Genomic DNA, 14316 nt, shown 5'->3' with positions numbered 1-14316 from the left:
CATGACCACGGTCGACTCCATCCCCGGCACGATCCCCCCGGGCAGCACGCCCGCGTCCGGCGTGCAGACGGGCAGCACCACCCCCGCATCCGAGCGCAAGAAGACCCTCGACTCCGAGGTGTTCCTGAAGCTGCTCGTGACACAGCTGACCAATCAGGACCCCAGCTCGCCCATGAACACCAACGAGATGATCTCGCAGACCACGCAGCTGGCCTCGATGGAGCAGCTCACCGCGCTGTCGACGACCACCACCGAGAACTTCGCGCTCAGCATGCGCCAGACCGCCGCCGCGCTGATCGGGCGCGAGGCGCAGTACGTCGACGCCGACGGCACCACCAAGAAGGGCATCGTCACCGCGGTGTCCTACAAGGGGGCGGTGCCGCTCGTCATGATCGGCGACGTCTCCATCCCCCTCGACGCCGTCTCCGGCGTCTCCCTCGCTCCCGGCTCCGCTGCCTGACCCCTCTCCCCAGAAAGGCATCACCATGCTCCGCTCGCTCTTCTCCGGAATCTCCGGCCTCCGCTCGCACCAGACCATGCTCGACGTGACGGGCAACAACATCGCCAACGTCAACACGACCGGCTTCAAGGCGTCGTCCGTGCAGTTCCAGGACTCGCTGTCGCAGCTGCTGCGCAACTCGATGCTGCCGCAGCAGGCCCAGGGCGGTCAGAACCCCGCCCAGGTGGGCCTCGGCGTGCAGGTCGCCGGCATCAGCACCAACTTCGCCGGCGGTGCCCCGCAGCCGACCGGTGTGCCCACCGACCTGATGATCTCGGGCGACGGCTTCTTCGTGGTGCGGTCGGGCGGCGAGACCCTGTACACCCGCAACGGCGGCTTCACGTTCGACGCGACCGGTCGCCTGGTCGGCGCGGGCGGCGCGCTCGTGCAGGGCTGGACGGCGCAGAACGGCGCGATCGTTCCCGGCCAGGGCATCGGCGACATCACCCTCCCGGTCGGGGCGCTGAGCCCCGCCGCGGCCACCACGACCGCCCGCGCCACCGGGAACCTGCCCTCGGGTGCCGCCGTGGGTGAGACCCTCGTCCGCGACATCAAGACCTACGACGCCGACGGCGCCGCCACCACGCTGCGCCTCACGTTCACCCGCACCGCGACCGGGTGGGACGTGGCCGACGGTGCCGGTGCCACGACCTCGCTCACCTTCACCGACGGGAAGCAGAACGGCGCGGGCAGCATCGTGTCGGGCGGCATCACGGTCGACCTGTCCGCCGTGACCGGCTTCGCCGACGTGAGCGATCTCGCCCTCAAGGAGCAGAACGGCAAGCCGGCCGGCACGCTCGCCTCCTACGCGCTGACCAACGACGGCAGCCTGGTCGGCACGTTCAGCAACGGCGACACCCAGGTGCTCGCCCGCATCGCGCTCGCCGGCTTCGTCAACCCCGGCGGACTCGAGAAGGTCGGCTCCTCGCAGTTCCGTCCGAGCGGCAACTCGGGTCAGCCCGAGCTCGGTCAGGCCGGGACCGCGGGCCTGGGCGGCATCATCAGCGGCGCGCTGGAGATGTCGAACGTCGACCTGTCGCAGGAGTTCACGAACCTCATCGTGGCCCAGCGCGGCTTCCAGGCGAACGCACGCATCATCACCACGAGCGACGAGGTGCTGCAGGAGCTGACCAACCTCAAGCGCTGATCCCGCGGGGTCGCACGGGAGGGTCCACCGCGCGTCGGGGACCCTCCCGTCTCGTACGGCTTGGTGGAGCGGGCGGAGCGTCAGGCCGGGCGCAGCGCGTCGGCGGCGGCGCGGAGCACCTCGTCGTTCACCGCGAAGTACGCCCACCGCCCGCGCTGCTCACGCGTGACCAGTCCCGCCTCGGCGAGCAGCTTCATGTGGTGCGACACGGTCGCCTGCGACAGCCCGACGGGCTGGGTGAGGTCGCAGATGCACGCCTCCCCCTCCGGGCTGCCCGAGATGAGCGACAGCAGCAGGACCCGGGTCGGATCGCCCATCGCCTTGAACACGCGCGCCGCCCGCTCGGCGTCGTGCGGCGTGAGGGCGGAGGTCACCCGCGGCACGCAGCACGCGGTCTGGTCGATCACGGTGGGGAGACTCACCAGTCCAGTCTCTCACGTATTGACATTCTTCGATAGATCCGTGATGCTCCTCGTATTGATATTCATCGATACGAGGAGCATCGGATGTCCGCACTACCCGTCGTCGTCATCGGAGCCGGCCCGCAGGGCCTCGCCGCCGCCGCCCACCTGACCGAGCGCGGTCTCGACGCGATCGTCGTGGAACGCGGCGACGCCGCCGGGGCCGCCGTGGCGGAATGGGGGCACGTGCGCCTGTTCTCCGCGTGGCCCGAGCTGACCGACGCGGCGGCGCGCCGCCTGCTCGAACCCACCGGCTGGGTCGCGCCGAGCCGCGGGTACCCCACCGGCGCCGAATGGGTCGAGGGCTACCTCGCACCCCTCGCCGCGAGCCTGGGCGAGCGGGTGCGCTATGCGACCACCGTCACCGGGATCGCCCGACAGGGACGAGACCGGGTCGTGGACAGCGGCCGGGCGGCGCAGCCGTTCTTCGTCCACACGCGAGACCGCCAGGGCGTGGAGGGCCGCATCGTCGCCCGAGCGGTCATCGACGCGAGCGGCACCTGGGGCCTTCCCAACCCCGCGGGCGCCGACGGCTTCCCCGCCCTGGGCGAGACCGCAGCCGCCGACCGGGTCTCGTACCGGATCCCCGACGACGTGTCCGCGTTCGCCGGGCGGCACGTCGTGGTCGTGGGGGCCGGGCACTCCGCGACGCACACCGCGCTCCGCCTCGCCGACCTGGCCCGCCGCGAGCCGGGCACCCGCGTCACCTGGCTCCTGCGGCGCGGCAGCACAGGGCACACCTTCGGCGGAGGTGACGCCGACGACCTCGCCGAGCGCGCCGCCCTCGGCCGCCGCGCGCGCGAGGTGGTCGACGCCGGGACGGTCGAGCTCGTCACCGGGTTCCGCGTCGCCGCGCTCGCCTCCCGCGGCGACACGCTCTCGGTGCACGCGGAGGACGGCCGCGAGATCGCCGGAGTCGCCCAGGTGTTCGCGCTCACCGGGTTCCGGCCCGACACGAGCTTCCTGCGCGAGGTGCGCATCGCCCTCGACCCCACCCTCGACGCCGTCGCCGGCATCGCCGCCGACATCGACCCCAACATCCACTCGTGCGGCTCCGTGCCCGCCGCCGGTGCGCGACAGCTCGCCCAGCCCGAACAGGACCTGTTCGTCGTCGGTGCCAAGTCGTACGGCCGGGCGCCGACGTTCCTCGCACTGACCGGCTTCGAACAGGTCCGGAGCGTGGTCGCGCACCTCGCGGGCGACCACGAGGCCGCCGCGCGCGATGAGCTCGTGCTCCCCGCCACCGGGGTGTGCGGCGGTGCGGGCGGGTTCGACGCCGAAGCCGGAGGCGGCTGCTGCGGCGCGCCGACCGTGCTCCAGCTCGGCTCGCGCCCGGTCAGCGTGGGCTGACGCGGGGGCGTTACTGAGGTTTAGCATCCATAAAGCTCAGTAACGCGATCGTTACTGAGCTTTAGCACCCATAAACCTCAGTAGCGCGGCCGCTGCTCCGCCTTCGTATCCGAGTGGCAGGCGGGCTGCGCAGAGGGCCCGCCACCGGGTGGATCGCCGCGCCTCCGCGGGGTCAGACGTAGACGCCGCGGTCCTCCATGAAGCGGACGGGGTTCGTGTACCCACCGTTGATGTACACCTCGAAGTGCAGGTGGCAGCCGAACGAGCGGCCGGTGTCTCCGGCGTACGCGATGACCTGTCCCGCGTTGACCCACTGGCCGCGGCGCACGATGATGCCGCCGTTCTTGATGTGCGCGTAGCCCGTGCTCACGCCGCCGCCGTGCTGGATGCGCACGTAGTTGCCGTAGTTGCCGTTCGATCCGGCGTAGTCCACGGTGCCGGAGTTCGCGGCGTAGATCGCGGCACCGCAGCCGTTCGCCAGGTCGGCGCCGTAGTGGAAGCTCGACGAGCAGCCCCGAGGGCCGCAGATCGACGTACGGGGTCCGTAGCTGGAGCTGCGGGCCCCGCCGTGCGGCCGCACCCAGCCGCCCGAACCGGCCGAGCCTCCCCCGCCGCCGTTGCCGCCGCCCGCCGCGGCCGCCGCGGCGGCCTCACGTTCGCGTCGGGCCTTCTCCTCGGCCTCGCGCGCCGCGACACCCGCCTGGTACTGCGCGACCGTGGTGGCCGTGGTGTCCTTGAGGGCCGCGAGCTGCGCCTGCATGGTCGCCAGGTTCGCCGACTGCTCGTCGAGCGCGGCCTGCGCGGCCTCCGCGGCCTGCTGTGCCGCCTCCATCTTCTGCTCGGCGACCTGCTGCAGCCGGTCGCGCTCATCGCGGGCGACCGCGGCCTGGTCGCTCAGCGACTGGGCGGCGTTGCGCGCCGCGACGGCGTTGTCGTACACCGACTGGTTGTACTGCAGGAACTTGTCCATCGTGCCGAGCCGCGACAGCAGCTGGTCGGCGCTCGCACCGGAGCCGGCGAAGAACAGCTGCAGCGAGGTGTCGTCTCCGCCGCTGCGGTACAGCTGCGCCGCGATCTGTCCGGCCTTCTTCGCGGACGACTCGGCGAGCGCGGACTGCTCATCGGCCTCCGCCTGGAGGTTGTCCGCCTCGGTGATCGCCGCGAAGTAGGCCTGCTGGGCGGCGTAGAACTCGTCCGACGCGACCTGCGCCGCCGCCTGCGTCTCCGCGACCTTGCGGGTGAGCGACTGGATCAGCCCCGCGATGCGCGAGACCTCGGCCGCTTTGGCTGCCTCGTTGTTCTTTGCCCGCTGCACGTCGTCCCAGCTCGGATAGGTCGCGGCGTACGCGGCCGACACCCCGGTGCCCACGCCGAACGCGGCGAGCGCGACCACGCCGAGCGCCCCGAGCCCGAAGGCGCCGCGGCGGCTGACGTTCACCCGCCACAGCGACTCGCGCTCGGCGGGGGTCGGGGCGCACCCGCAGTCCTCTGCCGCCGTCTCGGCCGCCGTCTGCGGGGTTCGCTGCTTCACGGGGTGCGTCTCCTTCTCTTCCGGTCCGCCTCCGGCGCCGCGCGCACGTCGATGCGCTCTCGGTCGGGTCCGGTCCCGTCCATGCTGACCCCGGTCGACGCGCCCGGCCGCCTGCGACACGGCGCACGCGCCAGGTCGGGGCATCGTCGGCGCGTCGCGCACCCCGCGCCCTAACGCGTCGCGCCGCACGGCCGACAGTCCCTCCCGACAGCCCAGGACGGGCCGTCTGTTCTCCGTCTCCGGACGGAGCGAGCCTTCCAGGATGGAGCCCATGATCGTCCTCACGCGCCTGAACCGCACCCGGTTCGCGGTGAACCCCGACCTGATCGAACGTGTGCAGGCCACGCCCGACACGACACTGATCATGGTCGACGGCGCGACCTTCGTCGTCACGGAGACGATGGACGACGTGATCGCCCGCATCACCCGCTTCCGCGCGGGAGTGCTCGCCACCGCCGCCGCCCTCGTCGCCACGGACACCGTCGACACGGACACCGTCGACACGGCCGCCGCCGGGACGGAGGCCTGATGGATCCGTCGCTCATCCTCGGTCTGGTCCTCGCGTTCGGGGCCCTGATCGCCATGATCAACCTCGAGGGTGCGACCATCGGCTCGCTGCTCCTGCCCGCCCCGATGGTGCTCGTGTTCGGCGCGACCATCGCCGTGGGTCTCGCCAGCGGCACGCTGCGCGACGCCCTGCACGCCGTGAAGTCGCTCCCCCGAGCGTTCCGCGGCGAGCGCCGCACCGCGCAGAGCATGATCGACACGGTCGTCGGCTACGCCGAGAAGGCCAGGTCGGAGGGGCTGCTCGCCCTCGAGCAGGGCCTCGACGAGGAGAAGGACCCGTTCCTCCGGCAGGCACTGCAGAGCATCGCCGACGGCACGGACGCGGAAGACCTTCGGGTGCTGCTGGAGGACGAGCTGACCTCGACCGCCGCCCGCAACCGCACGGCCTCGCGCTTCTACATGACGCTGGGCGGCTTCGCCCCCACGGTCGGCATCATCGGCACGGTCGTGTCGCTGACGCACGTGCTGGAGAAGCTCGACAAGCCCGACACGCTCGGCCCGATGATCGCGGCCGCGTTCGTCGCGACGCTGTGGGGCCTGCTGTCGGCCAACTTCATCTGGCTCCCGATCGGCGGACGCCTGCAGCGCCTGGGCGAGCTGGAGCTGGAGCGCATGACCGTGCTGATGGAGGGCATGCTCGCGATCCAGGCGGGCGCCGCACCGCAGCTGGTGCGGGAGCGCCTGGGTGCGCTGGTGTCCGACCGGTCCGGCGGACGCTCGCGCCGCACCGAGCAGCCCGCACCCGCGGAGGACGCCGAGGACCTGTTCTCATGAGCGTGCGCGCACGCCGCCGCGTGACCGAGTCCGAGCACAGCGGACCGGACGAGCGCTGGATGGCGTCGTACCTCGACATGGTCACGGTGCTGATGTGCATGTTCATCGTGCTGTTCGCGATGTCGACCGTCGACCAGGAGAAGTTCGAGGCGCTGAGCGCGTCGCTCGCCACCGGCTTCGGGCAGGAGCCCTCCGAGGACATCGACGCGGTCACCGGTGTCGTGGTGCCGCCCGAGCTGGTGGACGAGAAGGGCCAGGACTTCGCCGACACCGAGGCCGCGGCGGCACAGCAGGAGTTCGACGAGCTGTCGGCGCTGCGCGACCGGCTGCGGCAGGTGCTCGCCGAGCGCGGCCTCGAAGCCGACGTGACCTTCACGATCGACGAGCGCGGCCTCACGATCGGCCTGGTGAGCGCCGAGACGTTCTTCACCACCAACAGCACCGCGCTGAGCCCCGCCGCCACGCAGGTGCTCGACGCGCTGGGATCGGTGCTGGTCACGACGCCCAACGAGATCTCGGTCGAGGGCCACGCGGACGCCCGGGGCTCCGTCGCGCCGTTCCCGACGAACTGGGAGCTGTCGGCCGGGCGCTCGACCCAGGTGCTGCGCTACCTGGTGGAGTCGGCCGGCCTGCCGCCCGCGCACCTGAAGTCGGTGGGCTTCGGCGACACCCGTCCCGTGGTCGCCGGCAGCACCCCGGAGCAGCTGGCCGAGAACCGCCGCGTCGACATCGTGGTCCTCTCCGATGCGAGCGAGGAGGTGCGAGCGCTGCTCCCCGCCGCGGGCGCGGCGCAGACCTCCCCCTGACCCCTCCCTAACGCACGCCCTCCGCCGCCCGATAGTCGGGTACGTGGTGAGGGATGACGGTGCGCGCTCCGCGGTGCGCGCACGCACGGCGACAGCGACCGCCGAGGTCGAGGTGTACGACTTCGGCCGTGCGGCGACGCTGTCGCGCGAGCACGCGCGCACGCTCGAGCTCGCGTTCGAGACGTTCGCCAGGCAGTGGTCGGCGCAGCTGTCCGGCCGGATCCACGTGCGCGCGACCATCGCGGTCGAGCACGTCGGGATGCTCACCTACGGCGAGTACGCGCAGTCGCTGCCGACCACCACGACCATGATCGTGTGCGCCCTGCCCGACTCCGACGAGCGGATGATCCTGCAGGTGCCGACCTCCACCGCCACCTCGTGGATCGTGCAGATGGTGGGAGGGCGCTCGACCGCGACGGTCGACGACCGCACCTTCACGCCGATCGAGCAGGCGCTGCTGCGCTCCCTCGTGACGGAGGCCACGGAGCACCTCGCGGCCGCGCTCGACGGCCTGCTGCCCACCGGTGTCACCATCGCCGGGATCCAGTACAGCTCGCAGTTCGCGCAGGTCGCGGCCGCCGGGGAGCCGGTGATCGTGGCGCGACTGTCGATGCGGCATGGCGGGCGCACGGTGCCGGCGAGCATCATGCTGCCCGCGTCCGTGCTGTCCGGGTTCGCCGTGCGCGAGGCCCTCACCGACCGTGCGGAGACCCCGGGCCTCGTGCGCCGCCAGGTCGAGGCCGCGCCCGTCGAGGTCGCGCTGCGCCTCGCCCCCCGCTCGGTCCTGCCGCGGGAGGTGCTCGACCTCGCGGTCGGCGACCTCCTCGCCCTCCCCCACTCCGCCGACCGGCCGCTGCTGCTCACGGTCGGCGATCAGACCGTCGCGACGGCCGCGGTCGGCAGCTCCGGCGCGCGCCTCGCGTGCGTCGTCACCACCACCGTCCCCGCATCCGCCCCCGCTGCCCAGGAGTCCGCGTGACCAGCACCACCGCTTACGAATCCGCCGTCGCCGCCGCTTTCGCCGCCCGGCTCCCCACGGCAGCGCCCGTCACCGCACGGGCGTCGCAGGCCTCGGGCGACACCGGCGACGCGGTCGTCGTTCAGTTCGTCGGCGAAGCCGGAGCCCAGCTCGCCGTGCAGCTGCTCGACCCCGACGCGCTGATCGACGGCCTGGCGGGACGGCCCGTCGCCGACCGGCTGCTCGACGCGCTGGAGGCGGCCGTGACCGCCCTGGGCCCCGGCGTGCTGGGCGAGGCCGCCACGGGCGATGCGTCGGCGCTGTTCGCCGACCCGCACGCGCAGCTGTTCGACCTGGTCGACGAGGGTGAGCGCACGATCGGCCGGCTCGCCGTGCGCATCACCCACCGCCCGGCACGACCCGCCGGCGGCGACGGCCGCCTGCACCGCATCGCCGGTGTGGAGATGGAGCTGACGGTCGAGATCGGCCGCACCCGCATGGCCGTGCGCGACGTGCTCGACCTGGAGCCCGGCCGCATCGTGGAGCTGGACCGTTCGGCCGGCGCCCCCGCGGACGTGAAGCTGAACGGCCGGACGATCGCCCACGGCGAGGTCGTGGTGGTCGACCAGGACTACGCGGTGCGGATCACGCGCATCCTCGAGAACGTCGAGGCCTGACCCTGGACGACCTGCTGCTCGCCCTGCGGGTCGGGCTCTCCCTGGCGGCGGTGCTCGGCCTGCTGTGGTTCCTGCAGCGCCGGGTCGCGAAGACCCAGTCGCGCAAGCGCGACGCCGAGCCGATCACGGTGCTGGGGCGTCAGGGCCTCGGGGCGAAGGCGCAGCTCGTGGTGGTGCAGACCGAGGACGCCCGCTACGTGCTGGGTGTAACGGAGCACGGCGTGAGCGTGGTCGACCGCCTTCCGCTGCGCCCGGAGCCCGCGGCCCCGCCCACCGGGCCGGCACCGCGCGACGCCGCCGCCGACGCCGCGGAGTTCGAGCGCATCCTCGCCGCAGCCGCGCTCACCGGCACCCCCGCGACCTCCGGCACCCCCGCGACCCCCGCACTCCCCGCCGCCCCGGGCGACGGCACCCCGGGCGACCGCACCCCGGGCGACGGCACCGAGCTGCGCCGGCGCGTGCGGCACCGCAACGACCCCCTGCGCGGCTCCATCCTCTCCCCCGACACCTGGCGGCAGACCGCCGAGGCCCTCCGGCGCGCACGATGACCGCAGCCCGGGCCGTCGAGCCTCGTCGCGCGCCGTGGCGGCTGCTCGCCGTCGCGGCCGCGGTGCTGCTCGTGGTCGCGGTGCTCGTGCTGTGCAGCGGCGGTCCCGCGCACGCCGAGGTGCTGCCCGACGACCAGGGCGAGGGCGTCTCGATCGACATCAACGGCGTCGACGGCAGCCCCTCCGGCTCCATCCTCACGCTGCTCGGCATCACGCTGCTGTCGGTCGCTCCGGCGCTGCTGCTGATGATGTCGTCGTTCACGAAGATCTTCGTGGTGCTGGCGATGACCCGCAACGCGCTGTCGCTGCCGGCGATCCCGCCGAACCAGGTGCTGGCGGGCCTGTCGCTGTTCCTCTCGCTGTTCATCATGTGGCCCGTGCTCACCGAGATCAACACGCTCGCGGTGCAGCCCTACATCGACGGCGCCCTCACGTTCACGCAGGCGGTCGACATCGGCCAGGGCCCGCTGCGCGAGTGGATGCTGCACTACACGCGCGAGGAGGACCTCGCGCTCATGACCCGCATGGCCGGTCAGGACAACCCCGACGACGCGGCGAGCGTGCCGATGTACACGCTGATCCCCGCGTTCATGATCTCGGAGCTGCGGGCCGCGTTCATCATCGGCTTCGTGATCTTCGTGCCGTTCCTGGTGATCGACCTGGTCGTGGCGGCCGCGCTGATGTCGATGGGCATGATGATGCTCCCGCCGGTCATGATCTCGCTGCCGTTCAAGATCCTGCTGTTCATCCTCGTGGACGGCTGGGGGCTCATCATCAAGGCCCTCCTGGAGAGCTACGGAGGTGTGGGATGAGCCCGGAGGCCGTGCTCGACATCGGCGCGCAGGGGCTGCTCATCGCGGCCAAGCTCGCCGCGCCCATGCTCGTGACCGCGCTCGTGGTGGGCTTCGCGATCTCGCTGCTGCAGTCCATCACCCAGGTGCAGGAGGTGACGCTGTCGTTCGTGCCGAAAATCGTCGCGGTGGGCATCGCCCTGCTGATCGCGGGCAACTGGATGATCGCGGAGATCATCGCCTTCACGAACGAGATGTTCGCCCGGATCCCGGCGCTGCTGAGCGGGTGAGCGCGTGTACATCCCGATCGACTTCGCGTGGCTGGAGGCCACGATGCTCGCGGCCGTGCGCATCACGGCGTTCATCATGATCGCCCCGCCGTTCTCCTACGGCGCGATCCCGGTGCGCGTGAAGGCCATGCTGTCGATCGGGCTGTCCCTCGCGGTGGGCGCGGCCGTCGCCCCCGGCTACGAGCCGCTGGACACCGGCGCGTTCCTCGGCGCGCTCGTGCTCCAGGTGCTCACCGGTGCGCTGCTGGGTTTCCTGGTGATGATGTGCTTCGCGGCGCTGCAGGCAGCCGGCAGCCTGATCGACGTGTTCGGCGGGTTCCAGCTCGCCCAGGCGTTCGACCCGGCGGCGATGGTCAACGGCGCCCAGTTCACCCGCCTGTTCCACCTGACGGCGCTGACGCTGCTGTTCGCCTCCGGCGGCTACCAGCTGATCCTCGCGGGGCTCGCGCGCAGCTTCGACGCGGTGCCGGTCGACGGCATCTTCGCAGTCGCCGGACCCGTCGAGCTGCTCGTCGACGGGGTGTCGCAGATGGTGCTCGCGGCCGTGCAGATCGCGGGCCCGCTCGTGCTCGTGCTGTTCCTGGCCGACGTGGGCCTCGGCCTGATCACCCGGGTCGCCCCCGCGCTCAACGCGTTCGCGATGGGCTTCCCGGTGAAGATCCTGCTGACCCTGCTGCTCGCCGGCGCCGTGTACGTGGCGTTCCCCGGCATCATCGACGCGCTCGCCTCCCAGGCCTTCCGGCTGATGCAGGGGGTGACGCCGTGAGCGACGCCGACAGCGGGGAGCGCAGCGAGAAGGCGACAGACAAGCACCTGCGCGAAGCCCGGCAGAAGGGCCGCCTCGCCCGCAGCCAGGACCTCACGGCGTGGCTCGGCATCGGCGCCGCGGCCGTCATGATGCCCGCCGCGATCGCTGCGGGCACCGCCGCGGGCACCGAGCAGCTCATCTCGCTCACCTCGCTCATGCGGGCGCCGTCGCCCGAGGCCGCGCTCGGCGCGCTGGGCCGCGGGCTCGCGTCGGTCCTGCCCACGCTCGGCGCGCTGCTGGCCGCCGTCGCGGTCGTCACCCTGCTCGGCGCGGTGGTGCAGGGCGGCGTGCACCTGCGCAAGCTCACCGGGCGCTACGAGCAGTTCAACCTCGTCACGGGCATGCGGCGGGTGTTCGGCCTGCAGGCGCTGTGGGAGGGCGCGAAGGCGCTGCTCAAGACCGCAGCGATCGCGCTCGCGCTGTGGTTCGTGATCGCCGGGCTCATGCCGGTGCTGACCGCGAGCGGCGCGCACTCGATCTCCCGTCTGCTGGGCACCGCGGCCGAGGGCACCGCCGCCCTCCTGCAGACCGCGATCGGCGTGGGCCTGGTCCTCGCCGCGATCGACCTGTTCGTGGTGATGCGCCGCAACCGCAAGCACACGCGCATGACCAAGAAGGAAGTGCGCGACGAGAACAAGAACTCGGAGGGCGACCCGCTGATCCGCCAGCAGCGCCGGTCGCGCCAGCTCGCCGTGAGCCGCAACCGGATGATCGCGGCGGTCGCGAACTCCGACGTCGTGGTGGTCAACCCCACCCACATCGCGATCGCGCTGAGCTACGAGGCCGGCACCTCCGCGCCCCGCGTGGTCGCGAAGGGCAGCGGGGTGATCGCCGAGCGCATCCGCGAGAAGGCGCTCGAGGCCGGGGTGCCCCTCGTGCGCGACATCACCCTCGCGCGATCCCTGCACGCCGCGTGCGAGCTGGGACACGAGATCCCCGAAGACCTGTACAACGCCGTGGCGCGCGTGCTCGTGTTCGTCGACGCCCTGCGGCGTCGCGGCGCCGCCCGCGGCATCCACTCGCTCCCCTACCGGAGGACCGCATGAAGAAGATGCTCACCACGCTGATGGTGCCGATCGGGGTGGTCGGCATCATCATGCTGCTCGTCGTCCCGGTGCCGCCGTTCCTGCTCGACGTGCTCATCATCCTCAACATCATGTTCGCGCTGGTGATCCTGCTGACGTCGATGTTCGTGAAGAAGCCGCTCGACTTCTCGGTGTTCCCCTCACTGCTGCTGGTGGCGACGCTCTTCCGTCTCGGCCTCAACGTCGCGTCCACCCGGCTCGTGCTGGGCGAGGCGTACGCGGGGCAGGTCATCGAGGCGTTCGGGGCCATCGCGGTCGGCGGCTCGCTCATCATCGGCGCGGTCGTGTTCCTCATCCTCGTGGTCATCCAGTTCGTCGTCGTCACGAAGGGTGCCGAGCGCGTGGCCGAGGTCGGCGCCCGGTTCACGCTCGACGCGATGCCCGGCAAGCAGATGGCCATCGACGCCGATCTCAACGCGGGACTCATCACCGACACGGAGGCCAGGCAGCGCCGCGCCGAGGTGGCCGCGGAGGCCGACTTCTACGGCGCCATGGACGGTGCCTCGAAGTTCGTGAAGGGCGACGCGATCGCCGGGCTCGTCATCATCATCATCAACATCGTCGGCGGCATCGCGATCGGGCTCGTGCAGCACGGCATGTCGATCGACCAGGCCGTGAGCACGTACAGCCTCCTGACGATCGGCGACGGCCTGGTCACGCAGATCCCGGCCCTGCTCATGGCCGTGTCGACCGGCATGATCGTGACCCGTTCGACCGCCGAGACCGAGATGGGCACGGCCGCATCGGCCCAGCTCGGGCAGTCCCGCAACGCGCTGCTGATCGCCGGGTGCGCGGCCATCATCATGTCGCTCATCCCGCACATGCCGATGCTGCCGTTCGTCGCGATCGGGGCGCTGCTGCTCCTGGTCGCCCAGCGCATCACGGCCACCAGGAAGCGGGAGGCGGCCGAAGCCGCGAAGGCACCGGTGACGCCGCCTGCGGAGCAGCCGGAGGAGCTGATCGAGCGCATGCGCGTGCACCCGCTCGAGATCCTCCTCTCGCCCGACATCGTCGACCTGGTCACCGGCGGCCCGGACGACCTGCTCGCGCGCGTGAAGGCGCTGCGGCGGCGCATCGCGCTCGACCTCGGCCTGGTCACCCCGCCCGTCCGCACGCGCGACAGCATCGAGCTGCCGCAGGCCACGTACGTGATCCGCATCGCCGGGGTGGAGACCGGGCGCGGCACCGCGCCGGGCGGATCGGTGCTCGCGCTCGGCTCGGGACTCGAGTCGCTGCCCGGCGCCGCAGCCCTCGACCCCGTGTTCGGGCTGGAGGGCAAGTGGATCCCGATGGAGATGCGGCACAGCGCCGAGTTCGCCGGGGCGACCGTGATCGACCGGGCCAGCGTGATCGTCACGCACCTGTCGAGCGTGATCCAGACGCACGCCGCGCGGCTGCTGTCGCGGGAGGACGTGCGCCAGCTCACCGACGCGCTCAAGCAGGTGTCGCCGTCGGCGGTGGAGGAGCTCACGCCCGCGCAGCTCTCGCTCGCCGAGGTCCAGCGCGTGCTGCAGGGGCTGCTCGCGGAGCGCGTGCCGATCAACGACCTCGGCCGCATCTACGAGGCGCTGGCCCTGCGCGCCAAGACCTCGACCGACCCGGAGGGGCTGATCGAGGCCGCCAGGGCCGCGCTCGGCCCGGCGATCGCCGCGCGCTTCGCGGAGAACGGCGTGCTGCGGGTGGTCATGATCAACCCGCTGCTGGAGCAGGCGATGCTGGAGAGCCTGCGGCCGGGCGACGACGGCACCCAGATCGTGTTCGAGCCGCAGCGCATGGAGGCCGTGATCGCCTCGGTCAAGCAGGCGGTCGCCGCGCAGGCGGACGGGCCGGAACCGGTGCTGGTGTGCGCGCCGTCGCTGCGGCCGGCCGTACGACGGCTGGTGTCGGCGCAGACCGACGGCCTGCCGGTGCTGTCGTACAGCGAGGCCACCGCGGCGCCGCTGACGATCGAGACCATCGGCGTGGTGCGCGACGCCTCGACCGCGTCGCTGGGGCCCGCCCCCGTCGCACCAGTAGGCTGATCG

16 protein-coding genes are annotated in these 14316 nt (G+C 72.1%); 14 read left to right on the top strand and 2 right to left on the bottom strand.

Annotated elements, in window-relative coordinates:
• The first annotated feature begins 1 nt into the window (after position 1).
• Both KZC56_RS09520 and KZC56_RS09515 read left to right on the top strand, forming a co-directional pair.
• Positions 2-460 carry a flagellar hook capping FlgD N-terminal domain-containing protein gene (locus tag KZC56_RS09520; RefSeq protein WP_136037090.1) on the top strand — a complete coding sequence of 153 codons (459 nt, stop codon included), beginning with the start codon at positions 2-4 and terminating at the stop codon, positions 458-460.
• A gap of 25 nt (positions 461-485) precedes the next feature.
• The gene (locus KZC56_RS09515) at positions 486-1646 is read left to right on the top strand and encodes a flagellar hook protein FlgE (protein ID WP_136034174.1); all 1161 of its coding nucleotides are present in this window, start codon (positions 486-488) and stop codon (positions 1644-1646) included.
• A gap of 80 nt (positions 1647-1726) precedes the next feature.
• Here the strand turns inward: KZC56_RS09515 and KZC56_RS09510 are convergent, their stop codons facing one another.
• Positions 1727-2068 carry an ArsR/SmtB family transcription factor gene (locus KZC56_RS09510; protein WP_136037091.1) on the bottom strand — a complete coding sequence of 114 codons (342 nt, stop codon included), beginning with the start codon at positions 2066-2068 and terminating at the stop codon, positions 1727-1729.
• Between the two features lie 84 nt (positions 2069-2152).
• Here KZC56_RS09510 and KZC56_RS09505 point away from each other — a divergent pair, with 84 nt between their 5' ends.
• Positions 2153-3457, top strand: a complete 1305-nt coding sequence (locus tag KZC56_RS09505) for an FAD-dependent oxidoreductase (protein ID WP_247638443.1) — start codon at positions 2153-2155, stop codon at positions 3455-3457.
• A 172-nt stretch (positions 3458-3629) separates the two neighbouring features.
• Here the strand turns inward: KZC56_RS09505 and KZC56_RS09500 are convergent, their stop codons facing one another.
• Positions 3630-4988: a M23 family metallopeptidase gene (locus tag KZC56_RS09500; RefSeq protein WP_247638442.1), complete on the bottom strand. Its 1359-nt coding sequence runs from the start codon at positions 4986-4988 to the stop codon at positions 3630-3632.
• Between the two features lie 271 nt (positions 4989-5259).
• Between KZC56_RS09500 and KZC56_RS09495 the strand changes: the two genes are divergently transcribed.
• The 11 genes from KZC56_RS09495 to KZC56_RS09445 are packed head-to-tail and all read left to right on the top strand — an operon-like array spanning position 5260 to position 14313.
• Positions 5260-5517: a flagellar FlbD family protein gene (locus KZC56_RS09495; RefSeq protein ID WP_136031176.1), complete on the top strand. Its 258-nt coding sequence runs from the start codon at positions 5260-5262 to the stop codon at positions 5515-5517.
• Entirely contained in the window at positions 5517-6329 is an 813-nt protein-coding gene (locus KZC56_RS09490) for a motility protein A (protein WP_136031174.1), read from the top strand. Before KZC56_RS09495 ends, KZC56_RS09490 begins: the two co-directional genes overlap by 1 nt.
• Complete coding sequence (locus KZC56_RS09485; RefSeq protein WP_136031172.1) at positions 6326-7135, top strand: OmpA/MotB family protein; 810 nt, start codon at positions 6326-6328, stop codon at positions 7133-7135. Before KZC56_RS09490 ends, KZC56_RS09485 begins: the two co-directional genes overlap by 4 nt.
• Positions 7136-7178: 43 nt before the next feature.
• Positions 7179-8114: a flagellar motor switch protein FliM gene (locus KZC56_RS09480; protein ID WP_247638441.1), complete on the top strand. Its 936-nt coding sequence runs from the start codon at positions 7179-7181 to the stop codon at positions 8112-8114.
• A complete protein-coding gene (gene fliN / locus KZC56_RS17795) occupies positions 8111-8770 on the top strand; it encodes a flagellar motor switch protein FliN (RefSeq protein WP_136031168.1) in 660 nt (219 codons plus the stop codon). The genes KZC56_RS09480 and fliN overlap by 4 nt, the downstream gene beginning before the upstream one ends.
• Positions 8771-8820: 50 nt before the next feature.
• Positions 8821-9318 carry a flagellar biosynthetic protein FliO gene (locus tag KZC56_RS09470; RefSeq protein WP_247638440.1) on the top strand — a complete coding sequence of 166 codons (498 nt, stop codon included), beginning with the start codon at positions 8821-8823 and terminating at the stop codon, positions 9316-9318.
• Positions 9315-10130: a flagellar type III secretion system pore protein FliP gene (fliP, locus tag KZC56_RS09465; protein ID WP_247638439.1), complete on the top strand. Its 816-nt coding sequence runs from the start codon at positions 9315-9317 to the stop codon at positions 10128-10130. Before KZC56_RS09470 ends, fliP begins: the two co-directional genes overlap by 4 nt.
• Positions 10127-10399, top strand: a complete 273-nt coding sequence (gene fliQ / locus KZC56_RS09460; RefSeq protein ID WP_136029649.1) for a flagellar biosynthesis protein FliQ — start codon at positions 10127-10129, stop codon at positions 10397-10399. The genes fliP and fliQ overlap by 4 nt, the downstream gene beginning before the upstream one ends.
• A gap of 4 nt (positions 10400-10403) precedes the next feature.
• Positions 10404-11165 carry a flagellar biosynthetic protein FliR gene (locus KZC56_RS09455; RefSeq protein WP_136036223.1) on the top strand — a complete coding sequence of 254 codons (762 nt, stop codon included), beginning with the start codon at positions 10404-10406 and terminating at the stop codon, positions 11163-11165.
• A complete protein-coding gene (locus tag KZC56_RS09450) occupies positions 11162-12253 on the top strand; it encodes an EscU/YscU/HrcU family type III secretion system export apparatus switch protein (protein ID WP_247638438.1) in 1092 nt (363 codons plus the stop codon). The genes KZC56_RS09455 and KZC56_RS09450 overlap by 4 nt, the downstream gene beginning before the upstream one ends.
• The gene (locus KZC56_RS09445; protein WP_136029655.1) at positions 12250-14313 is read left to right on the top strand and encodes a flagellar biosynthesis protein FlhA; all 2064 of its coding nucleotides are present in this window, start codon (positions 12250-12252) and stop codon (positions 14311-14313) included. The genes KZC56_RS09450 and KZC56_RS09445 overlap by 4 nt, the downstream gene beginning before the upstream one ends.
• The last annotated feature ends 3 nt before the right edge of the window (positions 14314-14316 follow it).

The organism is Microbacterium sufflavum (assembly GCF_023091155.1).
GTDB lineage: Bacteria > Actinomycetota > Actinomycetes > Actinomycetales > Microbacteriaceae > Microbacterium > Microbacterium sufflavum.
The sequence above is the reverse complement of the archived record's forward strand: the minus strand, read 5'-3'. Positions and strand labels throughout refer to the sequence as shown.